Consider the following 26,218-nt stretch of genomic DNA (forward strand, 5'->3'; position numbering starts at 1 on the left):
GACCAGATTTAATAAAAGGTTAAGTCCTCGATCTATTAGTATTCATCAGCTGAACCCATTACTGAGCTTACACCTTGAACCTATCAACCAGGTAGTCTTCCTGGGATCTTACTCATAAAGATGGGAAATCTTATCTTGAGGTTGGCTTCGCGCTTAGATGCTTTCAGCGCTTATCCATTCCATACATAGCTACCCAGCTATGCCACTGGCGTGACAACTGGTGCACCAGAGGTATGTCCATCCCGGTCCTCTCGTACTAAGGACAGCTCCTCTCAAATTTCCTACGCCTGCGACGGATAGGGACCGAACTGTCTCACGACGTTCTGAACCCAGCTCGCGTACCACTTTAATGGGCGAACAGCCCAACCCTTGGGACCTACTACAGCCCCAGGATGTGATGAGCCGACATCGAGGTGCCAAACCTCCCCGTCGATGTGGACTCTTGGGGGAGATAAGCCTGTTATCCCCAGGGTAGCTTTTATCCGTTGAGCGATGGCCCTTCCACGCGGAACCACCGGATCACTAAGCCCGACTTTCGTCCTTGCTCGACCTGTATGTCTTGCAATCAAGCTCCCTTTTGCCTTTGCACTCTTCGCACGATTTCCGACCGTGCTGAGGGAACCTTTGGGCGCCTCCGTTACATTTTGGGAGGCGACCGCCCCAGTCAAACTGTCCACCTGACAGTGTCCCAAGACCAGATTCATGGTCTATGGTTAGAATCTCAATATTACAAGGGTGGTATCCCAAGGGTGACTCCACGAAAACTGGCGTTCTCGTATCTCAGTCTCCCACCTATCCTGTACATGTAATATCGAAATCCAATGCCAGGCTACAGTAAAGCTCCATGGGGTCTTTCCGTCCTGTCGCAGGTATCCGGCATCTTCACCGGAATTACAATTTCACCGAGTCTTTTGTTGAGACAGTGCCCAAATCGTTACGCCTTTCGTGCGGGTCGGAACTTACCCGACAAGGAATTTCGCTACCTTAGGACCGTTATAGTTACGGCCGCCGTTTACTGGGGCTTAAGTTCAATGCTTCGACTTACGTCTAACACATCCCCTTAACCTTCCAGCACCGGGCAGGCGTCAGCTCCTATACATCGTCTTTCGACTTAGCAGAAACCTATGTTTTTGGTAAACAGTCGCTTGGGCCTATTCTCTGCGGCCTCTTCGGGCATACACCCTAATGAGGCACCCCTTATCCCTAAGTTACGGGGTCATTTTGCCGAGTTCCTTAACAAAAGTTCTCTCGCTAGCCTTAGAATTCTCTTCTCACCCACCTGTGTCGGTTTGCGGTACGGGTACCTTTAATCTCAGTAGAGGCTTTTCTTGACAGCATGAAATCGACTACTTCGCTACTTAATTTCGCTCCCCATCACACCTCAGAATTGCACCGACGGATTTGCCTATCAGTGCTCCCTTAATGCTTGGACCTACATCCAATAGTAGGATAGCCTATCCTTCTGTGTCACCCCATTCTTCAAACGATTATCGGTAGTACAGGAATCTCAACCTGTTGTCCATCACCTACGCCTTTCGGCCTCGGCTTAGGTCCCGACTAACCCTGAGCGGACGAACCTTCCTCAGGAAACCTTGGGTTTTCGGCCCGTAGGATTCTCACCTACGTCTCGCTACTCATGCCAACATTCTCTCTTCACTGCAGTCCACTAGTCCTTCCGGTCTAGCTTCAACCCGCAGTGAATGCTCCCCTACCCATTGACAAAGTCAATGCCGTAGCTTCGGTAGTAAGTTTTAGCCCCGATAATTTTCGGCGCAGGATCACTCGACCAGTGAGCTATTACGCACTCTTTGAATGAATGGCTGCTTCTAAGCCAACATCCTGGTTGTCTGTGCAATCCCACATCCTTTACCACTTAACTTACATTTAGGGACCTTAGCTGACGGTCTGGGCTGTTTCCCTCTCGACTATGAATCTTATCACCCACAGTCTGACTCCCAAGCAAAAGATAAAGGCATTCGGAGTTTGATAGTCTTCGGTAACCCATAGGGCCCCTAGGACATTCAGTGCTCTACCTCCTCATCTCTAAGCTTGAGGCTAGCCCTAAAGCTATTTCGGGGAGAACCAGCTATCTCCGAGCTCGATTGGAATTTCACCTCTACCCACAGCTCATCCCCGCACTTTTCAACGTGCGTGGGTTCGGACCTCCACGAAATTTTACTTTCGCTTCATCCTGGCCATGGGTAGGTCGCTCGGTTTCGGGTCTACGACAAGTAACTGAATCGCCCAGTTAAGACTCGCTTTCGCTACGGCTCCAGACCCTAAGTCCTTAACCTTGCTACTTATCGTAACTCGTTGGCCCGTTCTACAAAAAGTACGTGGTCACACTAATAATGTGCTCCCACAGCTTGTAGGCATAGGGTTTCAGGTTCTATTTCACTCCCCTTCCGGGGTTCTTTTCACCTTTCCCTCACGGTACTATACGCTATCGGTCACCAAGGAGTATTTAGCCTTGGGGGGTGGTCCCCCCAGCTTCCCACAGGGTTTCACGTGTCCCGTGGTACTCTGGAGTACGCTTGATGGTCTTCTCGTTTAATCTACAGGACTATTACCTTCTACGGTGGGTCTTTCCAAACCTCTTCGACTACAATACCTCCATCTTAATAAGCATATCCGCAACCCCTATGAAGAAAACTTCATAGGTTTGGGCTAATCCCCTTTCGCTCGCCGCTACTCAGGGAATCGATTTTTCTTTCTCCTCCTCGGGGTACTTAGATGTTTCAGTTCCCCCGGTTCCCCTCCTTAGACTATGAATTCATCTAAGGATACCTAGACATTACTCTAGGTGGGTTTCCCCATTCGGAAATCTCCGGATCAAAGATTGCTTGCATCTCCCCGAAGCTTATCGCAGCTTACCACGTCCTTCATCGGCTCTTGGTGCCAAGGCATCCGCCCTACGCCCTTAATAACTTAACCTAAATTTATTTAAATCTGTTCAATTTTCAAAGTACTATTTTGAGGAATAAACCCTCAAAATTAAACAGTAGGTTATTTCTCCTTAGAAAGGAGGTGATCCAGCCGCACCTTCCGATACGGCTACCTTGTTACGACTTCACCCCAGTCATTGATTTCACCTTCGGCAGATTCCTCCTTACGGTTGGATATCTGACTTCGGGCGCCCCCAACTTCCGTGGTGTGACGGGCGGTGTGTACAAGACCCGGGAACGCATTCACCGCGACATTCTGATTCGCGATTACTAGTAACTCCAGCTTCATGCAGGCGAGTTTCAGCCTGCAATCCGAACTGAGACTAGCTTTAAGAGATTAGCTTGACCTCGCGGTTTCGCAACTCTCTGTACTAGCCATTGTAGCACGTGTGTAGCCCTAAGCATAAGGGGCATGATGATTTGACGTCATCCCCACCTTCCTCCGAGTTATCCTCGGCAGTCTCTCTAGAGTGCCCATCCGAAATGCTGGCAACTAAAGATAAGGGTTGCGCTCGTTGCGGGACTTAACCCAACATCTCACGACACGAGCTGACGACAACCATGCACCACCTGTCACCTCAGTCCCCGAAGGGAAAGCTTCGATTAAGAAGCGGTCTGAGGGATGTCAAGCTTAGGTAAGGTTCTTCGCGTTGCTTCGAATTAAACCACATGCTCCGCTACTTGTGCGGGTCCCCGTCAATTCCTTTGAGTTTCACTCTTGCGAGCGTACTCCCCAGGCGGAGTGCTTAATGCGTTAGCTGCGGCACCGAGGGGGGTAACCCCCGACACCTAGCACTCATCGTTTACGGCGTGGACTACCAGGGTATCTAATCCTGTTCGCTCCCCACGCTTTCGTGCCTCAGCGTCAGTTACAGTCCAGAGAGCCGCCTTCGCAACTGGTATTCCTCCTAATATCTACGCATTTCACCGCTACACTAGGAATTCTACTCTCCTCTCCTGCACTCAAGCCCTACAGTTTCAAAAGCTTACTACGGTTGAGCCGTAGCCTTTCACTTCTGACTTGCAGGGCCGCCTACGCACCCTTTACGCCCAGTTATTCCGGATAACGCTTGCCCCCTACGTATTACCGCGGCTGCTGGCACGTAGTTAGCCGGGGCTTCCTCCTAAGGTACCGTCATTATCTTCCCTTAGGACAGAGCTTTACGACCCGAAGGCCTTCATCGCTCACGCGGCGTTGCTGCATCAGGGTTTCCCCCATTGTGCAATATTCCCCACTGCTGCCTCCCGTAGGAGTCTGGACCGTGTCTCAGTTCCAGTGTGGCCGATCACCCTCTCAGGTCGGCTACCCATCGTCGCCTTGGTAAGCTTTTACCTCACCAACTAGCTAATGGGACGCGGGTCCATCCTACACCGATAAAATCTTTGACATTTTTAAGATGCCTTAAAAATGTATTATCTCGTATTAGCATATCTTTCGATATGTTATCCGTGTGTATAGGGCAGGTTACCCACGCGTTACTCACCCGTCCGCCGCTAAGATTAAGAAGCAAGCTTCTTAATCTCCGCTCGACTTGCATGTGTTAGGCACGCCGCCAGCGTTCATCCTGAGCCAGGATCAAACTCTTAAATAAAAGTTTGTCAGTACTCAGTAACTGACTTTATGTGTTGTTTCCGAAAATCACTGTTTGTGATTTATTTATAACCTACTGTTTAATTTTCAAAGTTCATATGTTGTGTTCATGTGTTTCTCGTTCGCCTCGTTGTTGAGGACAAGTAATAATATATCAGCTATTAAATAATTCGTCAACACCTTTTTTGAAATAAATTTTAAAACATATTATTTATTTCTATTTAATTATACCCAGAAAGCTTTATCTTTAAACATTTATATAGATTTTTTTTAATTGTATAATTTAAATGAAAATTTATTATAATTTTTTATAAAATAGTCTAAATTAATCATTTAAAATATATATTTTCTTTGTTTTTATGACATGTATACAGAATATTTGTCTGAAAACAATACAATTAATAGGATATATTTAGTCTTATATCCTATTTTTTAATCAATTATTTCCCTATTTTTTTTAAAATATCTCTATAATCTATTTATTTATTCTATAAAAACTCTAAAAATTCAAGTTCAAAATGATACTCATTAAAATGTTAGCTACTTTTGATTAACATTTTACTATAAAACTTAGATTTTGCTGTTAAAATATCCGTTAAGAAAGTTCTTTGTTTAACCGTAAGGGAGTTTAAGAACTTTTAGGATATTTTATAAAGCAAAGTCTGTAGTTTTATTAAAACGTTGACTAAGTAGAGTTATTTTAATGAGTATCATTTTTGATTTAATCGGATATTTAAGAGTCATATAATTTTCTTAAAAATAAAAGCGAGGCATATGCCTCGCTTTTATTTTGCTATATCCATATCTTCATTGTAATCCACATGAAGAACAGCTCTTTTTAATTGTAATGACTTCTTAACATCTAATATTCTTTGATTTGAGGATCCTCTATACTTTAAAAGCATACTTTTTTTAGATTCTACAAATTTTCCATCTATTAATACATCTATCTCATTCAATAGATTTTTCCATTTAAAATATTTTTCATTTCTAACATCGGTTAACTGTTCAATTGTATATCCACTATAAGCCCAAATATCTAATCCTATCTTTCTCGCTTCTTTGCATATTTTCACAAGGGCATCTGGTTGTTCAAAAGGATCTCCACCACTAAGAGTTATACCCTTTTGTAGTTTCAAATCTTTTAAAGTATCTATTATTGATTCTACTTCAACTTCAAACCCTCCGCAAAAATCATGAGTTTGCTTGTTGTGACATCCTTTACAATTATGCTTGCAACCTTGGGTCCATATTACAGTTCTAAGTCCAGGTCCATCAACTATGCTGTCTGATGTCACAGAAGATGCTAGTCTTAATTTCATAATATCACCCCTTTTTAATTATGTTTTACTCTATCTTTAACTTCAGCTCTCTTAGCGTCATTAAATCTGTCTACAGTACCCACTAAGTATCCTGTTATTCTTCTTATTCTCTCAAAGTGTATACCGTCTTCTCCGTCTTTTCTTCCACAAGCTGGACAAATATCATCTATTACTCCATTAAATCCACAAACAGGATCTCTATCAAGCGGATGATTTATACTTCCATATCCAATTCCAGCTTCCTTCATAGCTCTTACTATGCTTTCAAATGCTTCTATATTATCCGATGGATTTCCATCAAGCTCTATATAACTTATATGTCCTGCATTAGTAAGTGCATGATACTTAGCTTCTTTTTCTATTTTCTTAAACGCAGATAACTTATGGTAAACAGGTACATGGAAAGAGTTTGTATAATAGTCTCTATCTGTAACTCCTTCTATTTCACCAAATTCTTTTTTATCTATTTTAGTAAATCTTCCACTTAATCCTTCAGCTGGAGTTGCTATTAAAGAGAAATTCAATCCATATTTTTCACTAGCTTCATCCATTTTATCTCTCATATATTTAATTATCTCAACACCTAAGTCTTGAGCATGATCACTTTCTCCATGATGCTCTCCTATTAATGCTTTTAAACACTCAGCAAGTCCTATAAATCCAATTGTCAATGTTCCTTGCTTTATAACTTCTCTTAAATCATCTTCCCAAGATAATTCTTTAGATCCAAGCCATACACCTTGTCCCATTAAGAAAGGGAAGTTTTTAACTTTTTTGTTTGCTTGTATTTCAAATCTTTCAAGTAATTGATCTATTACTAAATCTATTTTTTCTTGAAGTTCTTTGTAGAAACCTTCTATATCTGTTTCTTTATTCTTTAATTTTCCATGTTTGATTCCCAATCTCGGAAGATTAATAGTTGTAAATGAAAGATTTCCTCTACCTGTAACTATTTCTTCTCCACATACATTTCCAACTACTCTTGTTCTACATCCCATATAAGTCGCTTCTGTTTCAGGATGTCCCTCTTTGTAATACTGAAGGTTAAATGGAGCATCTATAAAACTGAAATTCGGGAATAATCTCTTTGATGAAACTTTACATGCTAGTTTAAATAAATCATAGTTTACATCTTCTTTATTTAAGTTTATACCTTCTTTTACTTTGAATATTAAAATTGGGAATATAGCTGTTTCTCCATTTCCAAGTCCTTTTTCTAAAGAAAGTAACAAGTTTTTACTAACCATTCTTCCCTCTTCACTTGTGTCAGTTCCGAAGTTAACACTTGAAAAAGGTACTTGTGCTCCAGCTCTTGAATGCATTGTATTTAAATTGTGTATAAAAGCTTCCATAGCTTGGTAAGTTTTTCTATTCGTCTCTCTTAAAGCTTCTTTACTTGCAAATTTTTGTATTTTTGAGCATTTCTCTTCATCTAAATCATATTCTTTAATTAATTCTTGTTTAATTTTATTATTTATTTCTTCATCTATAGTTAAAGAAATTTCTTTGTTTAAAGATTTCTCTATTTCATTAACTTTATTAATCATAATTTTTATTTGGTCTTCTTCAATATCTTTTTCTATGCTTATAGCCTTGTATATATTTTCTATATATGATCTTTTAAATGTTTTTTTCACTCCATTTGCCAATCCATAATCGAAAAACGGTATACTTTGACCTCCATGTTGATCATTTTGATTAGATTGAATTGCAATAGCTGCAAGAGCAGAATAACTTAGTATATCTTGTGGTTCTCTTAAATGACCATGACCTGTTGAAAATCCACCTTCAAATAATTGAGATATATCTATTTGACAACAAGTCAGTGTACCCATATTTAAAAAATCCATATCATGTATATGTATATCTCCAGCGTCATGTGCTTTTGAATGATTAGGTTTTATAACAAATTGCTTACAAAATTCTTTAGATACAGCGCTTCCATACTGAAGCATAGTTCCCATAGCTGTATTTCCATCTATATTAGCATTTTCTCTTTTTATATCTGCATTATCTGCATCTGAAAAAGTTATTTCTTTTATAGCTTGTATAAGTCTTGTCTTAGAATTTCTTATTCTACTTCTTTCCGCTCTGTATAATATATAAGACTCACTAGTTTTTGCATGTCCATTTTTTATCAAAGTTTTTACAACAGCATCTTGAACATTTTCTACTGTTGGGATTTGTCCCATATATTGTTTTGTTAAAAGGCTTAATGCTTTATCTGCTAATTTATCTGCTATTTTATAGTCTGCTGTTTTTCCTTCTTTTTGTGCAACCTCGCTAGCCGATAAGAATATCGCTCTTGCTATTTTGTCTTTACTAAAGCCAATTACTCTACCGTCTCTTTTCTTTACATTTTCAATCATACTACTGCCCCCTTGTACATTATCTTGTGTATGTTATTTCCGTTTATACTACATATAGTGTTGCTAGTCAAAAAAAATACCCTTTAACCTCGTTAAAGGGTTCTCGTATATTTGCTATATTTAGATTATCAAAATTAATCAAATTAGTCAAACACGCTCAAAGTATTGAAATTACAAGTTCATTTTTTTGAAACCAAGTATTTATAATGGTTCTATTTTTTATGAATTTTTTCCTAAAATTTTTATGGGACAGTTCATATTTCTTTCTATTTTGGTTATATAATTCTCTGAAATAGTTGTTATTACACCTTTACATGAAACAAGTAATTTATGTAAATTCAATTTAATATCATTGTATTTTATCTTTATTCTATTTATTTTTTGATAATAGTATATTTATATTTTATGTCTTCTATCCTTTTACTCCCCTTTTAATATAGAGTATATTTTATCTATATCTATATTTGATCTTACTATATTAGCTAATTTATCGTATTCCTTCTCTTTAAATTCTTTAAATGATGTGACTTCACTTTGTATTTCATCTAACCCTCTTGTCTTTCTTATATTATTTAACAATCCTCTTGTAAAGCTTATATTATCAAATATTCCATGTATGTAACTTCCAGCAACGTTCCCTTGTAAATTTATAGCCCCTTCTAACTCATCAATATTTTCATCCATTCTTTTAATCATTTTATTTAAACTTCTAGATTCTCTTCCAACAACACTTCTTCCCATATGTATTTCATATCCTTCTACCTTTGTTCCTTCAAGTGATGTTAATAATCCTCTTACGTTATTTTGAACAACAGCCTCTACTTGTGTAGTTATTTTTTCTCCTTCAAATGTAGTTTCTATGTCCAAAAGGCCTATTCCGTCTATTTCTTTTATTCCGCATTCAACACCCTGTGGATCATATAATTTTTTTCCTAAAATTTGATATCCTCCACAAATACCAAATATTAACTTACCTTTTTTATGTAAATCATTTATTTGTCTTTCAAGACCACTTTCTCTTAAATAAATAAGATCTTCTATTGTATTCTTACTTCCAGGTATTATTAATATATCTGGATCACCTATAGATTCCCCTTTCATTACATATCTCAGGTTAACATCTTCTTGTGTTTCAAAAACATTAAAGTCTGTGAAGTTAGAAACGTGTGGTAAATATAGAACCTCCACATTAACATCTCCACTATCCTTTGATTTTTGATTTCTAAATCTATCTGCAAGACTGTCTTCATCTTCTATTTTAAGATTGCTGTACGGTATAACTCCAAGCACAGGAACCTTAATTATATCTTCAATCATTTTTATACCCGGCTTTAGTATTTCTACATCTCCTCTGAATTTATTTATTATAACTCCCTTAACTCTTTTTCTTTCCTCTTCTGTTAAAAGTAGCATAGTTCCTGCTAGGGATGCAAATACTCCACCTCTATCTATATCTCCAATTATTACAACAGGTGAATCTGATAGATTTGCCATTCCCATATTTACTATATCATTTTCTCTTAAATTTATTTCAGCAGGACTTCCAGCTCCCTCTAAAACAACTGCATCATATTCATTTGCTAATTTATCGTATATATCTTTTATCATATTTGAAAGCTGTGGTTTAAATTCATGGTAAGTAACAGCATCCATATTATCATATACTTTTCCATTTATTATAACCTGAGCTTTTTTATCTGTTGTAGGCTTTAAAAGTACAGGATTCATTCTAACATCAGGTTCTAACCCTGCTGCTTCTGCTTGAAAGACTTGAGCTCGTCCCATTTCATCTCCATCTTTTGTTATAAATGAATTAAGAGCCATATTTTGTGATTTAAAAGGCGCTACACTTAATCCATCTTGCTTAAATATTCTACAAAACGCAGCTGTAAGCAAACTCTTACCTACACCCGAAGCTGTTCCTTGAAGCATTATTGATTTTCCCATTATTTATCCCCCTCTTGTGTCTTATATTTTCATATTCATTTGAATTGTACATGTAAATATTAACATTTATAATTTAGTTAATCCAATTCTATTATAACTTATATACGTCCATATGTTTATATGTTTAATGCTTAAAAATAATTGCAAGTATAGTTCTTTCGTCCATGTTCCCCACATATTCAAAACTATATGGTTTCCTATAGAACAAAATAATATTATTTTTAATACATTATTATGCTATAATTTATTAAACTAAATCTAAAAGAGGAGTGATTAAATGGTCTCTAATAAATTAAAAAATATAACCCCATCTTATACTATTGGTATCAGTTCTAAAGTAGCTAAGCTTCAAGAGAAGGGGCTTGATATATCCAATCTAAGTATAGGGGAACCAGATTTTAATGTACCTACAAAAGCAAAAGATGTAGCTATCAATGCTTTAAATAACAATAAAACTAAATATGATAGTGTTTCAGGTGTTAATGAATTAAGACATGAAATTATCAAAAAATTAAAATCCGAAAACAATGTAGATTATGATTTAGATGAAATAGTTGTTTCAAGTGGAGCAAAGCATGCAATAACTAATACTTTAATTTCAATATTAAATCCTGGTGATGAGGTCTTAGTTCCTAAACCATACTGGGTTAGTTATCCTGAAATGATAAAATTATGTTCAGGTATGCCAGTTTTTGTAGATACTGATAAAAAAAATAATTTTAAAATAAGCGTATCCGACATAAAAAAACATATAACACCTAAAACAAAAATGTTATTCATATCTAATCCATCAAATCCTACTGGAGCTATTTATACAAGAGAAGAGCTTGAAAATATAGTTGATATATGTATAAAAAACAATATATACATACTTGCAGATGAGATTTACGAAAAAATATCTTATGAAGGTAATTTTATAAGTATAGCATCTTTATCTAATGAAGCTAAAGATATAACTATAACTATAAACGGTTTTTCTAAATCGGCTGCTATGACAGGGATGAGAGTTGGGTATTCTGCTTCTAATAAAATCATTGCTAAGGGAATTTCTACGGTTCAAGGACATTTAGTTTCACACCCATCTACCATATCTCAATGGTGTGCCTACGGAGCATTAAAATACTGCTCAGATGATATAGATGATATGGTCAAAATATACAAACAAAAAAGAGATTTAGCTATAGATATGTTATCTAAAATAGATTGTATAGATTATGTATATCCAGAAGGTGCTTTTTATATGTTTATCGACATTTCTAGTTTAAAGTCAAAACTTAATTATAAAGATAGTTTTTCAGTCGAGTTTTGCGATAAGCTTTTATCTAATAATAATGTAGCAGCCGTTCCTGGAATTGCATTCGGAATGGATGATTATATAAGAATTTCTTATGCTTGTAGTGAGGATAATTTGATTACTGGAATTAAGGGTATTGAGGAATTTGTAAATTCATTACTGTAAAACCAGCTTTCAAATCAATAACAACCTAAAAACGGAGTTTGTACTACTTATAATAGTCTACTCCAAACACTTTAATATTTTCAATATTTCCTGTCAATCAAACTCGTAATCTTTTTATATTAAAGCGACAGCTTAATCTATATATCTCTATATTTCATTAACTTGTTGTTCCAAAAATGACCCTTATTAAAAGGAGTTTTAGTATATTTTCATAAAGCTTATCTTAATATTATTTTTTTATCTCTCAAACTTTTCGAGTAGTCACGTAATATTTTCTATTTAATAGTTAACTTTATCTATATATTCAAATACTAAAAAAAGATGGTTATTTAAATGTTAGTGAATCTATTTAATGAATTCACGGTATTTAAATAACCATCTTTTTCGATTAACCACCATCCAAAGATAAAATAACGCATAAAAAAAGATTACGTGGCTACGTCCTACTCTCCCAGGGGGCTGCCCCCCAAGTACCATCGGCGCTAAAGAGCTTAACTTCTGTGTTCGGAATGGGAACAGGTGTATCCTCTTTGCTATAATAACCACATAATCTTTTGAGTTGTAAGTATTAGATTTTAATACTTTCAAAATTGACCAGATTTAATAAAAGGTTAAGTCCTCGATCTATTAGTATTCATCAGCTGAACTCATTACTGAGCTTACACCTTGAACCTATCAACCAGGTAGTCTTCCTGGGATCTTACTCATAAAGATGGGAAATCTTATCTTGAGGTTGGCTTCGCGCTTAGATGCTTTCAGCGCTTATCCATTCCATACATAGCTACCCAGCTATGCCACTGGCGTGACAACTGGTGCACCAGAGGTATGTCCATCCCGGTCCTCTCGTACTAAGGACAGCTCCTCTCAAATTTCCTACGCCTGCGACGGATAGGGACCGAACTGTCTCACGACGTTCTGAACCCAGCTCGCGTACCACTTTAATGGGCGAACAGCCCAACCCTTGGGACCTACTACAGCCCCAGGATGTGATGAGCCGACATCGAGGTGCCAAACCTCCCCGTCGATGTGGACTCTTGGGGGAGATAAGCCTGTTATCCCCAGGGTAGCTTTTATCCGTTGAGCGATGGCCCTTCCACGCGGAACCACCGGATCACTAAGCCCGACTTTCGTCCTTGCTCGACCTGTATGTCTTGCAATCAAGCTCCCTTTTGCCTTTGCACTCTTCGCACGATTTCCGACCGTGCTGAGGGAACCTTTGGGCGCCTCCGTTACATTTTGGGAGGCGACCGCCCCAGTCAAACTGTCCACCTGACAGTGTCCCAAGACCAGATTCATGGTCTATGGTTAGAATCTCAATATTACAAGGGTGGTATCCCAAGGGTGACTCCACGAAAACTGGCGTTCTCGTATCTCAGTCTCCCACCTATCCTGTACATGTAATATCGAAATCCAATGCCAGGCTACAGTAAAGCTCCATGGGGTCTTTCCGTCCTGTCGCAGGTATCCGGCATCTTCACCGGAATTACAATTTCACCGAGTCTTTTGTTGAGACAGTGCCCAAATCGTTACGCCTTTCGTGCGGGTCGGAACTTACCCGACAAGGAATTTCGCTACCTTAGGACCGTTATAGTTACGGCCGCCGTTTACTGGGGCTTAAGTTCAATGCTTCGACTTACGTCTAACACATCCCCTTAACCTTCCAGCACCGGGCAGGCGTCAGCTCCTATACATCGTCTTTCGACTTAGCAGAAACCTATGTTTTTGGTAAACAGTCGCTTGGGCCTATTCTCTGCGGCCTCTTCGGGCATACACCCTAATGAGGCACCCCTTATCCCTAAGTTACGGGGTCATTTTGCCGAGTTCCTTAACAAAAGTTCTCTCGCTAGCCTTAGAATTCTCTTCTCACCCACCTGTGTCGGTTTGCGGTACGGGTACCTTTAATCTCAGTAGAGGCTTTTCTTGACAGCATGAAATCGACTACTTCGCTACTTAATTTCGCTCCCCATCACACCTCAGAATTGCACCGACGGATTTGCCTATCAGTGCTCCCTTAATGCTTGGACCTACATCCAATAGTAGGATAGCCTATCCTTCTGTGTCACCCCATTCTTCAAACGATTATCGGTAGTACAGGAATCTCAACCTGTTGTCCATCACCTACGCCTTTCGGCCTCGGCTTAGGTCCCGACTAACCCTGAGCGGACGAACCTTCCTCAGGAAACCTTGGGTTTTCGGCCCGTAGGATTCTCACCTACGTCTCGCTACTCATGCCAACATTCTCTCTTCACTGCAGTCCACTAGTCCTTCCGGTCTAGCTTCAACCCGCAGTGAATGCTCCCCTACCCATTGACAAAGTCAATGCCGTAGCTTCGGTAGTAAGTTTTAGCCCCGATAATTTTCGGCGCAGGATCACTCGACCAGTGAGCTATTACGCACTCTTTGAATGAATGGCTGCTTCTAAGCCAACATCCTGGTTGTCTGTGCAATCCCACATCCTTTACCACTTAACTTACATTTAGGGACCTTAGCTGACGGTCTGGGCTGTTTCCCTCTCGACTATGAATCTTATCACCCACAGTCTGACTCCCAAGCAAAAGATAAAGGCATTCGGAGTTTGATAGTCTTCGGTAACCCATAGGGCCCCTAGGACATTCAGTGCTCTACCTCCTCATCTCTAAGCTTGAGGCTAGCCCTAAAGCTATTTCGGGGAGAACCAGCTATCTCCGAGCTCGATTGGAATTTCACCTCTACCCACAGCTCATCCCCGCACTTTTCAACGTGCGTGGGTTCGGACCTCCACGAAATTTTACTTTCGCTTCATCCTGGCCATGGGTAGGTCGCTCGGTTTCGGGTCTACGACAAGTAACTGAATCGCCCAGTTAAGACTCGCTTTCGCTACGGCTCCAGACCCTAAGTCCTTAACCTTGCTACTTATCGTAACTCGTTGGCCCGTTCTACAAAAAGTACGTGGTCACACTAATAATGTGCTCCCACAGCTTGTAGGCATAGGGTTTCAGGTTCTATTTCACTCCCCTTCCGGGGTTCTTTTCACCTTTCCCTCACGGTACTATACGCTATCGGTCACCAAGGAGTATTTAGCCTTGGGGGGTGGTCCCCCCAGCTTCCCACAGGGTTTCACGTGTCCCGTGGTACTCTGGAGTATGCTTGATGGTCTTCTCGTTTAATCTACAGGACTATTACCTTCTACGGTGGGTCTTTCCAAACCTCTTCGACTACAATACCTCCATCTTAATAAGCATATCCTCAACCCCTATGAAGAAAACTTCATAGGTTTGGGCTAATCCCCTTTCGCTCGCCGCTACTCAGGGAATCGATTTTTCTTTCTCCTCCTCGGGGTACTTAGATGTTTCAGTTCCCCCGGTTCCCCTCCTTAGACTATGAATTCATCTAAGGATACCTAGACATTACTCTAGGTGGGTTTCCCCATTCGGAAATCTCCGGATCAAAGATTGCTTGCATCTCCCCGAAGCTTATCGCAGCTTACCACGTCCTTCATCGGCTCTTGGTGCCAAGGCATCCGCCCTACGCCCTTAATAACTTAACCTAAATTTATTTAAATCTGTTCAATTTTCAAAGTACTAAAGTATGTCATCAACTAATTTACTATGTAAACTTCGTTAATAAACGCACTAATTTTGAGGAATAAACCCTCAAAATTAAACAGTAGGTTATTTCTCCTTAGAAAGGAGGTGATCCAGCCGCACCTTCCGATACGGCTACCTTGTTACGACTTCACCCCAGTCATTGATTTCACCTTCGGCAGATTCCTCCTTACGGTTGGATATCTGACTTCGGGCGCCCCCAACTTCCGTGGTGTGACGGGCGGTGTGTACAAGACCCGGGAACGCATTCACCGCGACATTCTGATTCGCGATTACTAGTAACTCCAGCTTCATGCAGGCGAGTTTCAGCCTGCAATCCGAACTAAGACTAGCTTTAAGAGATTAGCTTGACCTCGCGGTTTCGCAACTCTCTGTACTAGCCATTGTAGCACGTGTGTAGCCCTAAGCATAAGGGGCATGATGATTTGACGTCATCCCCACCTTCCTCCGAGTTATCCTCGGCAGTCTCTCTAGAGTGCCCATCCGAAATGCTGGCAACTAAAGATAAGGGTTGCGCTCGTTGCGGGACTTAACCCAACATCTCACGACACGAGCTGACGACAACCATGCACCACCTGTCACCTCAGTCCCCGAAGGGAAAGCTTCGATTAAGAAGCGGTCTGAGGGATGTCAAGCTTAGGTAAGGTTCTTCGCGTTGCTTCGAATTAAACCACATGCTCCGCTACTTGTGCGGGTCCCCGTCAATTCCTTTGAGTTTCACTCTTGCGAGCGTACTCCCCAGGCGGAGTGCTTAATGCGTTAGCTGCGGCACCGAGGGGGGTAACCCCCGACACCTAGCACTCATCGTTTACGGCGTGGACTACCAGGGTATCTAATCCTGTTCGCTCCCCACGCTTTCGTGCCTCAGCGTCAGTTACAGTCCAGAGAGCCGCCTTCGCAACTGGTATTCCTCCTAATATCTACGCATTTCACCGCTACACTAGGAATTCTACTCTCCTCTCCTGCACTCAAGCCCTACAGTTTCAAAAGCTTACTACGGTTGAGCCGTAGCCTTTCACTTCTGACTTGCAGGGCCGCCTACGCACCCTTTACGCCCAGTTATTCCGGATAACGCTTGCCCCCTACGTATTACCGCGGCTGCTGGCACGTAGTTAGCCGGGGCTTCCTCCTAAGGTACCGTCATTATCTTCCCTTAGGACAGAGCTTTACGACCCGAAGGCCTTCATCGCTCACGCGGCGTTGCTGCATCAGGGTTTCCCCCATTGTGCAATATTCCCCACTGCTGCCTCCCGTAGGAGTCTGGACCGTGTCTCAGTTCCAGTGTGGCCGATCACCCTCTCAGGTCGGCTACCCATCGTCGCCTTGGTAAGCTTTTACCTCACCAACTAGCTAATGGGACGCGGGTCCATCCTACACCGATAAAATCTTTGACATTTTTAAGATGCCTTAAAAATGTATTATCTCGTATTAGCATATCTTTCGATATGTTATCCGTGTGTATAGGGCAGGTTACCCACGCGTTACTCACCCGTCCGCCGCTAAGATTAAGAAGCAAGCTTCTTAATCTCCGCTCGACTTGCATGTGTTAGGCACGCCGCCAGCGTTCATCCTGAGCCAGGATCAAACTCTTAAATAAAAGTTTGTCAGTACTCAGTAACTGACTTTATGTGTTGTTTCCGAAAATCACTGTTTGTGATTTATTTATAACCTACTGTTTAATTTTCAAAGTTCATTTTGTGTTTCGTGTTTGCCTCGTTGTTGAGGACAAGTAATACTATATCAGCATTTGATACATTGGTCAACACTTTTTTTGTTTTTTTTAGTTTTTTTCTTTATTTAGCTATCTTTTTATCATAATTTGATGGTTCAGAGTATTGACTTTGATAAGATTCTCTTCTTTTTCTTTTCACAGGTTTGTTTGTTTTCAGATCAGATAACGCATTGAAGTAAAGAAAAATCATTACTTGGGTTACTATCGATACTATACATATTAAGCAGATCCAATTTATTAACATCTCACTCCCTCTTTTCATAATATTTATATCAAGAACTCGCTTCATGATTTTACTATTATCATATATCCAATAAGTTCTAACAGCATCCAGCGCTTAATTACATTATAATTTACTTAAATATAATAATTTAATCTAAATTTTCACATTCTATTATACATTCTATATTCTATCATACTTTCCTCTATTAATTAATATTCAAATTTCAACATTTTCTGACCTTTCTCATATTTGATAAAAAAGTCCCAGACTTTATTCAAGTCTGGGAGTGTATATATTACTATTATTCTATATTTTCTGATTTATTTGCCACTATAGGCTTCATAGTTGGGAATAATAGTACATCCCTTATAGAGCTTGAATTAGTTAAAAGCATCATAACTCTATCTATTCCTATTCCTAATCCACCTGTAGGTGGAAGACCAACTTCTAATGCATTTAAGAAGTCTTCATCTAGCATCTGAGCTTCATCATCTCCTAATTCTCTTTGTCTTAATTGATCCATAAATCTTCCTCTTTGATCAATAGGATCATTAAGCTCAGAGAATGCATTAGCTATTTCCCAAGTATTAACAAACGCTTCAAATCTATTAGTTATAGATGGATCTTCAGGATTACGCTTAGCAAGAGGCGATACTTCTACCGGATGATGAGTTATAAATGTAGGCTGAATTAAATGCTGTTCTGCATATTCTTCGAATAAATCATTTATAACATGTCCTCTTTTCATTTCTGGCTTTATTTCTAATCCTTTTTCTTTTGCTACTTTTACAGCTTCTTCATCTGTAGTGATTTCATCAAAATCAACTCCAGCATATTGCTTTACTGCTTCTTGCATACTCATTCTATTCCATGGAGGAGTAAAATCTATCTCAGTTCCTTGATAATTAATCTTAGTAGTACCAAGAGCCTTTTGAGCAGCATATGCAACTATATTTTCAGTCATTTCCATCATATCTTTGTAATCAGCATACGCTTCGTATAGCTCTATACAAGTATACTCTGGATTATGCTTTATAGACATTCCTTCATTTCTAAACATTCTACCCATCTCATATACTTTTTCAAATCCACCAACTATTAATCTCTTTAAGTAAAGTTCATTAGCTATTCTTAAGTACATGTCTATATCTAAAGTATTATGATGAGTTATGAAAGGCTTAGCAGATGCTCCACCAGCTATAGTGTTAAGTATTGGTGTATCAACTTCTAAATATCCTCTATTATCTAAGTATTCTTTAATAGCTTTTGTAGCTTTGTTTCTTATAAAGAAAGCTTTCTTAACCTCTGGATTAACTATTAAATCTACATATCTTTGTCTGTATCTTAAATCTTGATCTTTAAGCCCATGGAATTTTTCTGGCAATGTTTGAAGTGATTTACTTAAAAGTTGAACCTCATTTGCCTTTACAGATATTTCTTCTTTTTTAGTTTTGAATACTTCTCCTTTTATTCCAACTATATCTCCAATATCGTAAGTTACGAACAGATCATAATCTTCTTCACCTATTCTATCTTTTCTTACATAGCATTGAATTCTTCCGTCTTGATCTTGTATATCAACAAAAGATGCTTTTCCTTGAACTCTTTTACTCATTAAACGACCTGCTATCGAAACTTCTTTTCCTTCTAATTCTTCAAAGTTGTCTTTTATATCTATACTATGATGAGTTAAATTGTAAGTCTCTACTTCAAATGGATTTTTACCCATTTCTTGAAGTTTTGCTAGTTTTTCTCTTCTTATTTTAAGCATTTCATTTAAATTTAATTCTTCAGACATTTAATACCCCTCCATATTATCTTTTAATTTCTAAAATCTCAAACTTAGCCATTCCATCAGGAACTTGTACGTCTACTTTATCTCCTACTTTTCTTCCTAAAAGAGCTTTTCCAACAGGAGATTCATTAGAAATCTTAAATTCATATGGATCTGCTTCTGCTGAACCTACTATAGTGTATTCTACCTCTTCATCAAAGTCTATATCATTAACTTTAACTACAGAACCTATAGTAACTATACTCAAATCTATTTTACTTTCATCTATTATAACAGCTTTTGTAAGCATATTCTCAAGCTTTAATATTCTTTCTTCAAGTTGAGCTTGTTCATTTTTAGCTTCATCATACTCTGAGTTTTCAGATATATCTCCAAATGATATAGCTATCTTAATTCTTTCTGCTACTTCTTTTCTTCTTACAGCCTTTAAATACTCTAATTCATCTTCTATTTTCTTATGACCTTCTTTAGTTAATAATACTTCCTTATTAGTATCCATTTCCCCACATCTCCTTTTTTTATTCAGATTCATCTCAAAGCTAATAGTTCTAAAATTCCATTCCATTTAAAGATAGTAATAAGAACTCAGCAGCTTCTAGATCAGTTCAACTCAAAATTCAATTAGAGTAAAAACTCCACCTAAATTAAGTTTCACCTTATTAATCCGATTTATTTTAAATTTAATTAATATAAGTATCACTTTATCCAAAATCTAAAAGTTTTAATATTAATGTTCTAAAAACTCTACGACTTATGGATTAGTTTGCCCAAAAGAGCACCTACGCAACTAGAAAAACTCAGTTGGCGTGAAAATTCCATCTGAATTAAAATTCCCTTTATGTTAAATAAATAATGTTTGAGTTAAATTGAATATCATTTAGCATTTGCGCAATATTATAAGTTACTATTTTTGCTATGTCAAGGACTCTTCTAAATAAGATGTTAATTTATCTTTAACTTTATCATAACTTTCAAGCCTATTTATTTCATCTCTGACTCTAGCTGATCCTTTGAGACCTTTTAAATACCATCCTAAATGTTTTCTCATTTCTCTTATTCCTACATACTCACCCTTTAACTCTATTGCCATATTCAGATGTCTAATAGCTATAGTTAGTTTTTCATGCTTAGTAGGCTCAGGAAGTACTTCACCTGTCTTTATATAATGTGCAACTCTCTTAAATATCCACGGATTTCCCTGAGACCCTCTTCCTATCATCACAGCATCACAGTTCGTTTTATTTATCATATTAACAGCATCTTCAACTTCGAATATATCTCCATTTCCTATTACAGGTATATTAACAGAGTCTTTCACATCCTTTATTATATTCCAATCTGCCTTTCCTGAATAGAACTCTTCTCTTGTTCTACCATGAATAGCTATAGCACTAATTCCTGCATCTTCTCCTATTTTTGCTATTTCAGTAGCATTAATGCTACCTGCATCCCATCCTTTTCTTATCTTAAGTGTAACTGGTTTTTCAGAATTCTTAACTACTTCTTTTAATATATCTGATGCAAGCTTTGGATTTTTCATAAGAGCTGATCCATCTCCATTTTTAACCACTTTAGGAGCTGGGCATCCCATATTTATATCAAGTAGTTCGTTTGGATACTCATTTAATATATATGCAGCTTTACCCATATACTCAACTTCCGATCCAAATATTTGAATATTAACGGGATGTTCTTTAGGATCCATCTTAAGCATAGACTTTGTATTAACATCATCATAACAAAGAGCTTTAGCATTTATCATCTCTGTATATAATAGACCACAATTCATTTCCTTACACAAAAGTCTAAACGGAAGATCTGTAACTCCAGCCATAGGGGCTAAAAATACTTTATTATCTATGTCTACATTTCCAATTCTCATAAAATCACCTTCATTCATAATTTATTAATAAAGTGAAACTTAATTCAAATGGAGTTTTTACTCCATCTGAATTTCTAGCTGAACTAATCCAAAAGATTTTAAGTTCTTATCTCCAGCCTTAAGAGGATTGAATTTTAGAACTTTTAGCTTTTGGATAGTTTCCTTATAGACAAAAAGAATTGGGCTTTTAACCCAATTCAATTATGACTATTCCTTATTTCTATCATATATTATTCTAAGACCTTCTAGTGTCAAAAATTTATCCACATAATCTATTCCGTCAGATTCAGAAGCTATAAGAGTAGATAATCCTCCTGTTGCAACTACCTTTACATTATCGCTCTTAAGTTCAGCTTTCATCATTTTAACTATATTATCTACAAGACCTGCATATCCGTATATTATACCTGACTGCATAGCAGCTACAGTATTTTTACATATAGTCATACCAGGTTTTACAAGCTCTACTCTAGGAAGTTTTGAAGCTTTCTTAAACAAAGCCTCGCTAGATATGTTTACTCCAGGACATATAGTTCCTCCTAAATATTCTCCTTTATCAGATACTGCACAGAATGTAGTAGCAGTTCCAAAGTCAACTAATATAAGAGCTGTTTTATATTTTTCGTATCCTGCAACAGCATTAACTATTCTATCTGCTCCTACTTGTTTTGGATTATCATATTTTATATTTATACCAGTCTTTACTCCAGGCCCTACTACTAAAGACTCTTTCTTACAGTAATCTCTAGTAAACTTTTCTAATGCATACATAACATTAGGTACTACAGACGATATTATAACGTCTTTTATATTATCAAATTTAATATTTTCATATTTAAATAAACTATCTATAAGCATTCCATATTCATCAGAAGTTTTATTTTTGTCTGTGCTTATTCTCCAATGGTGCTTTAATTTTTTCCCCTCATAAACTCCTAATACTGTATTTGTATTTCCTACATCAAATACAAGTAACATACTTTTTACCTTCTTTCTATTTTGATATAAACTTAAGTCCTCTCATTACGCCTGTTACTATTAAAATAGCAACTATCATTTCTGGTATACCATTAGTTATTCCTATTCCCATTATTATCTTACCTACAGAATTTATATCTTGTCCTATAGCTTCAACGAATCTAACTCCGTAAAGTAGGTAAATCATAGAAAGAACTCCCACAGTATTAGTTAATGTTCCTACAGCACCAGTAACAGCAACTGCTAATGCTTCATTTTTTACTATTTTCTTAACAGATACATAAGAGTAATAAGAAACTATACCAATCAAGATTCTTGGAAACACAGATACTAACGGATTCCAAAATACAAACGATATTACTGTTGGACTTGTTATACTCTGTATCATACTAAATATACCGAATATAAGACCTACGATAGCTCCAACCAAAGGACCCTCAATCATAGCTGCAATAATTACCGGTATATGCATTATAGTGGCCTTAGTAGGCCCTATAGGGATAAACCCTAACGGCGTCATACCCAATACTATAGAAACGGCTCCTAGCATTCCTATAACTGTCATTTTTTTTGTTGATAGACTTCTTGTAGCGATCAATTTCTACACCTCCGGTTCTGGCTCATATAGATGCCAGACTTTTTAAATTTATTTTTTATCTATATTAATACGGTCAGACTCCGATTTGGATGTCAGCCATAACTACTTAATTTTATCAATATTGTATACAAGTTTCAACAGCAAATTTTTAATTATTTAAGCTTTAATTCTTTGAATGATGGAATGTTTTTTATTGAATCTGCATTTTTCACTGCATTTATTATACTTTGCTCTACTACTTGTGCTGCTAGTGTTCCAACTAAGTTTAGATCGGCTTCGATTTCTCCTGTTGCCATGGCAAATATAGTATCACCATCATACATAGTATGTATAGGTGATATAGCCTTAGCATAGCCATTATGAGACATTTGAGCTAACTTAGCACATTCAGCCTTATTAAACTTAGCATTCGTAACAACAGCTCCTATAGTAGTATTCTGCATAGAAAAATCTTTTGAATTAACTCCAGACTTCATAAGTTCCACAGTATTTACAAAGTTCTTCTTATCATAGTCAAGACATCCTGCAATTATACTGTCACCTTCATATACATCTCCAAATGGATTAGCCGCAATTATAGCACTCACAACTAATCCATTATCAAGCTTTATAGAACAACTTCCTATTCCACCCTTTGTTGCATAATCAATACCTTTAAATTTACCAATAGTTGCTCCACAACCTGCACCATAATTCCCCTGCTTTAATTCAGTGCTTGAAGCAGCCTCACACGCTCTATATCCCATATTATAATCAGGTCTTATAGTATAATCCCCAACATGAAGATCAAACAATACAGCTCCTACTACTATAGGTACCTTAGTAACACCTACATCAAACCCAATATTGTTCTCTTCCAAATATTTTGCTACTCCACAAGTAGACTCAAGCCCAAATGCAGATCCTCCAGACAGTACTATAGAATGTACCTTATCTACCATATTTATAGGATCTAAAAGATCAGTTTCTCTAGTTCCAGGTGCAGAACCTCTAACATCAACACCACAACAAGCCCCTTTTTCACATATTATAACCGTACATCCTGTAACACCACTTAAATCTTCAACCTGACCTATTTTTATTCCATCTATGTCCAATATATTGTTATACATAATTATGCTCTCCTCTTATAGATACCTCTCCAGATATTAGCTCTTCAATATCATTATCCTCATTTATTATTACAAGATTACCTTCTTCATTTATATCTATACACTTAACTTTTCTTTTTTTATCACCGTTTATTATATATATTTTTTTTCCCAATATAGCAGAGCTTTCTTTACATATTTTTATACAACTGGATTTATCATTTCTTTCTGTATAATCTAAATATAGCTTTTCGAACTCTTCTAATATATTCTTCAATATATCTATTCTTTTAACATCATATCCTTCTTTAAATATAGAAGTTGCTATAGAGTTTATCTCCTCAGGAAAATTCATAGTCTTAACATTCATACCAATTCCAAGTACTATATAATTTATTTGATCTATCTCTGCACCAAGCTCTGTTAATATGCCACTTACCTTCTTATTATTTACAATAATATCATTTGGCCACTTTATAGATGCATCTATTCCAAGATTTCTAAGAGACTTTACAATACTTGCCCCTGCTATTTGAGTTATAAAAGGAGCCTTATGAGGATATATATCTGGCTTTAATATAATACTTAACCATATTCCATCTCCCTTAATAGAATGCCACTCTTTGCCCCTTCTTCCTCTTCCTTTTGTCTGTTCTTCCGATACAACAATCGTTCCATCAATAGAATCTCCAGCTATCTCCTTTGCATAATCATTAGTTGACCCTATAGTATCAAAATGTATAACTTCTTTGCCTATAAAATCTGTATTTAAATCATGCTTTATAATTCCACCACTTAACAAATCAGGACACCCAAATATTTTATGTCCTTTCTTAGTTATAGATTCTATATCATAACCTTGATTTTTTATATTCTTTATATGCTTACTTACAGCACTTCTACTTATACCTAGTCTTTCAGATATATGTTCCCCAGATACAAATTCATCTTTGTTTTCTAATAGGATTTTAATTATCTCGCTTCTCATATAATCCCTCTTTTCATTTTAGATTTCGTTTAATGGCATGTATTTATTCATATTGTCAGCCAGTCGTAATGGACTCAATCACTTGAAATAGTTGTTGCTTAATTCTTTTAATCAATATTATTAATAATTTAAAAATCGTATAATTTTCTTATATTTAGTATAACAAAAACTATATCAAAAGATATATGCTTTAGAAAAACCTGACTCAAAAATTATACGAATTGAAATGTTAGGTACTTTTTTGTTAATGTTTTTCTATAAAACTAAGATTGAGACGTTTAAATATCCGTTAAAAAACTTCATTGTCTGAACATAGTGAGTTTATGAAGTTTTAGGATATTTAATAAGTATCAATTTTTAGTTTTATTAAAACATTAACTAAGTACCGTTATTTCAATGCGTATCATTTTTCAACTAAGCACCATAATAAAAAGGCTACCAACAAAAGTTAGTAGCCTTTTAAATTAACCAAATAAACTAAGTAATACTCCAGCTGCAACAGCTGAACCTATAACTCCAGCAACATTTGGTCCCATAGCATGCATCAAAAGGAAGTTTCCTGGATTTTCTTGTTGTCCTACCTTATTAGAAACTCTTGCAGCCATAGGTACTGCTGATACTCCAGCTGAACCTATAAGTGGGTTTATAGGATTTTTAGAGAATTTATTCATTATTTTAGCTAAGATAACACCACTTGCAGTTCCTATACTAAAAGCTATAACTCCAAGTGCGAATATTTTAAATGTTTGCCAAGTTAAGAAAGCTTCTCCAGTTGCAGTAGCTCCAACTGAAATTCCTAAGAATATAGTAACTATATTCATAAGTTCATTTGATGCAGTCTTTGACAATCTATCAGTAACTCCACATTCTTTAAATAAATTACCAAGCATTAACATACCTATTAAAGTAGCAGCAGATGGTAATATTAAAGAAACTATTATAGTAACCATTATAGGAAATATTATTTTTTCCTTTTTAGATACTGGTCTTAACTGATCCATAACTATATTTCTTTCTTCCTCACTAGTCAGAGCCCTCATAATAGGTGGTTGAATTATAGGAACTAAAGCCATATAAGAATAAGCGGCAACTGCTATTGGTCCCAATAATTCTGGCTTTAACTTTGTAGCTAGATATATAGAAGTAGGTCCATCTGCTCCTCCTATTATACCTATTGATGATGCTGCTTGAGCATCGAAGCCAAAGAATATAGCTCCTATAAATGTAAAAAATATACCAAACTGAGCAGCAGCTCCTAAAAGTAAACTTTTAGGATTTGCTATTAATGGTCCAAAATCAGTCATGGCTCCAACACCCATAAATATCAAAGGAGGGAATATTCCAAGCTCATCTCCCTGATACAAATAATGTAGAAGTCCTCCTGGAAACTTATTCTTAATATCAACAGCCCATATTCCCTGCTGTGCTTGCATTGCAGCTTCTTTGCTATCTATAGGATGCATATTCAAAAGAGTCTGAGGATGACTCATAATATCTGATAAAGGTAAATTCGTAAGAATCATACCAAATGCTATTGGAACCAATAAAAGAGGCTCAAACCCTTTATTTATAGCTAGATACAATAATAAGCAACCCACACCAATCATTATTATCTGCTTATAGTACATTCCAAAGTCTGTAATAACATTGTATATACCCGTACTTTGTATGAAATTAAATACAACTTCTCCCATGGGTAATCCCCTTCCTTACT

The 26,218-nt window shown here is 37.2% G+C and carries 12 protein-coding genes and 5 rRNA genes; 1 reads left to right on the forward strand and 16 read right to left on the reverse strand.

Going from position 1 to position 26,218, the window contains the following annotated elements; all coding sequences use genetic code 11:
* Positions 1 to 15: 15 nt before the first annotated feature.
* From P4S50_RS17290 to P4S50_RS17310, 5 genes are all read right to left on the reverse strand, one after another.
* Positions 16 to 2,934: ribosomal RNA gene (locus P4S50_RS17290) — 23S ribosomal RNA — on the reverse strand.
* 86 nt (positions 2,935 to 3,020) lie between these two features.
* A 16S ribosomal RNA gene (locus P4S50_RS17295) occupies positions 3,021 to 4,537 on the reverse strand.
* Together the 16S and 23S rRNA genes form the textbook arrangement of a ribosomal RNA operon.
* Before the next feature lie 784 nt (positions 4,538 to 5,321).
* Positions 5,322 to 5,858, reverse strand: a complete 537-nt coding sequence (gene nrdG, locus P4S50_RS17300; RefSeq protein ID WP_277732074.1) for an anaerobic ribonucleoside-triphosphate reductase activating protein — start codon at positions 5,856 to 5,858, stop codon at positions 5,322 to 5,324.
* Between the two features lie 14 nt (positions 5,859 to 5,872).
* A complete protein-coding gene (locus P4S50_RS17305) occupies positions 5,873 to 8,227 on the reverse strand; it encodes an anaerobic ribonucleoside triphosphate reductase (protein WP_277732075.1) in 2,355 nt (784 codons plus the stop codon).
* 420 nt (positions 8,228 to 8,647) lie between these two features.
* Positions 8,648 to 10,174 carry a cobyric acid synthase gene (locus P4S50_RS17310; RefSeq protein WP_277732076.1) on the reverse strand — a complete coding sequence of 509 codons (1,527 nt, stop codon included), beginning with the start codon at positions 10,172 to 10,174 and terminating at the stop codon, positions 8,648 to 8,650.
* A gap of 277 nt (positions 10,175 to 10,451) precedes the next feature.
* Here P4S50_RS17310 and P4S50_RS17315 point away from each other — a divergent pair, with 277 nt between their 5' ends.
* Positions 10,452 to 11,633 (forward strand): pyridoxal phosphate-dependent aminotransferase, encoded by a 1,182-nt coding sequence (locus P4S50_RS17315; RefSeq protein WP_277732077.1) that lies wholly within the window; start codon positions 10,452 to 10,454, stop codon positions 11,631 to 11,633.
* A 430-nt stretch (positions 11,634 to 12,063) separates the two neighbouring features.
* On the opposite strand, the gene rrf is transcribed toward P4S50_RS17315, so the two are convergent.
* From rrf to P4S50_RS17370, 11 genes are all read right to left on the reverse strand, one after another.
* A 5S ribosomal RNA gene (gene rrf / locus P4S50_RS17320) occupies positions 12,064 to 12,180 on the reverse strand.
* Positions 12,181 to 12,240: 60 nt separating this feature from the next.
* Positions 12,241 to 15,159 (reverse strand): 23S ribosomal RNA (locus P4S50_RS17325).
* A 138-nt stretch (positions 15,160 to 15,297) separates the two neighbouring features.
* A 16S ribosomal RNA gene (locus P4S50_RS17330) occupies positions 15,298 to 16,814 on the reverse strand.
* A 659-nt stretch (positions 16,815 to 17,473) separates the two neighbouring features.
* The gene (gene lysS / locus P4S50_RS17335) at positions 17,474 to 18,970 is read right to left on the reverse strand and encodes a lysine--tRNA ligase (protein ID WP_277732078.1); all 1,497 of its coding nucleotides are present in this window, start codon (positions 18,968 to 18,970) and stop codon (positions 17,474 to 17,476) included.
* 16 nt (positions 18,971 to 18,986) lie between these two features.
* Positions 18,987 to 19,466: a transcription elongation factor GreA gene (gene greA, locus P4S50_RS17340; RefSeq protein ID WP_277732079.1), complete on the reverse strand. Its 480-nt coding sequence runs from the start codon at positions 19,464 to 19,466 to the stop codon at positions 18,987 to 18,989.
* Between the two features lie 414 nt (positions 19,467 to 19,880).
* Positions 19,881 to 20,849, reverse strand: coding sequence for a tRNA dihydrouridine synthase DusB (gene dusB / locus P4S50_RS17345; RefSeq protein WP_277732080.1), 969 nt, complete (start codon positions 20,847 to 20,849; stop codon positions 19,881 to 19,883).
* 207 nt (positions 20,850 to 21,056) lie between these two features.
* A complete protein-coding gene (locus tag P4S50_RS17350; RefSeq protein WP_277732081.1) occupies positions 21,057 to 21,827 on the reverse strand; it encodes a type III pantothenate kinase in 771 nt (256 codons plus the stop codon).
* Between the two features lie 16 nt (positions 21,828 to 21,843).
* Complete coding sequence (locus P4S50_RS17355) at positions 21,844 to 22,425, reverse strand: ECF transporter S component (RefSeq protein WP_331489648.1); 582 nt, start codon at positions 22,423 to 22,425, stop codon at positions 21,844 to 21,846.
* A gap of 152 nt (positions 22,426 to 22,577) precedes the next feature.
* Positions 22,578 to 23,537, reverse strand: a complete 960-nt coding sequence (locus P4S50_RS17360) for a P1 family peptidase (RefSeq protein ID WP_277732082.1) — start codon at positions 23,535 to 23,537, stop codon at positions 22,578 to 22,580.
* On the reverse strand, positions 23,530 to 24,504 hold the full coding sequence (locus P4S50_RS17365) for a biotin--[acetyl-CoA-carboxylase] ligase (RefSeq protein ID WP_277732083.1): 975 nt from the start codon (positions 24,502 to 24,504) through the stop codon (positions 23,530 to 23,532). The genes P4S50_RS17360 and P4S50_RS17365 overlap by 8 nt, the downstream gene beginning before the upstream one ends.
* A 464-nt stretch (positions 24,505 to 24,968) precedes the next feature.
* Positions 24,969 to 26,132, reverse strand: coding sequence for a sodium ion-translocating decarboxylase subunit beta (locus P4S50_RS17370; RefSeq protein ID WP_277734771.1), 1,164 nt, complete (start codon positions 26,130 to 26,132; stop codon positions 24,969 to 24,971).
* Between the last annotated feature and the right edge of the window lie 86 nt (positions 26,133 to 26,218).

It is taken from the genome of Tepidibacter hydrothermalis (assembly GCF_029542625.1).
Lineage (GTDB): Bacteria > Bacillota > Clostridia > Peptostreptococcales > Peptostreptococcaceae > Tepidibacter_A > Tepidibacter_A hydrothermalis.

Excerpts from the sequence above, each read along its gene's own strand:
- nrdG (WP_277732074.1), bottom strand. The coding sequence starts at position 5,858 with ATGAAATTAAGACTAGCATCTTCTGTGACATCAGACAGCATAGTTGAT.
- P4S50_RS17305 (WP_277732075.1), bottom strand. The coding sequence starts at position 8,227 with ATGATTGAAAATGTAAAGAAAAGAGACGGTAGAGTAATTGGCTTTAGT.
- P4S50_RS17310 (WP_277732076.1), bottom strand. The coding sequence starts at position 10,174 with ATGGGAAAATCAATAATGCTTCAAGGAACAGCTTCGGGTGTAGGTAAG.
- P4S50_RS17315 (WP_277732077.1), top strand. The coding sequence starts at position 10,452 with ATGGTCTCTAATAAATTAAAAAATATAACCCCATCTTATACTATTGGT.
- lysS (WP_277732078.1), bottom strand. The coding sequence starts at position 18,970 with ATGTCTGAAGAATTAAATTTAAATGAAATGCTTAAAATAAGAAGAGAA.
- greA (WP_277732079.1), bottom strand. The coding sequence starts at position 19,466 with ATGGATACTAATAAGGAAGTATTATTAACTAAAGAAGGTCATAAGAAA.
- dusB (WP_277732080.1), bottom strand. The coding sequence starts at position 20,849 with ATGAGAATTGGAAATGTAGACATAGATAATAAAGTATTTTTAGCCCCT.
- P4S50_RS17350 (WP_277732081.1), bottom strand. The coding sequence starts at position 21,827 with ATGTTACTTGTATTTGATGTAGGAAATACAAATACAGTATTAGGAGTT.
- P4S50_RS17360 (WP_277732082.1), bottom strand. The coding sequence starts at position 23,537 with ATGTATAACAATATATTGGACATAGATGGAATAAAAATAGGTCAGGTT.
- P4S50_RS17365 (WP_277732083.1), bottom strand. The coding sequence starts at position 24,504 with ATGAGAAGCGAGATAATTAAAATCCTATTAGAAAACAAAGATGAATTT.
- P4S50_RS17370 (WP_277734771.1), bottom strand. The coding sequence starts at position 26,132 with ATGTACTATAAGCAGATAATAATGATTGGTGTGGGTTGCTTATTATTG.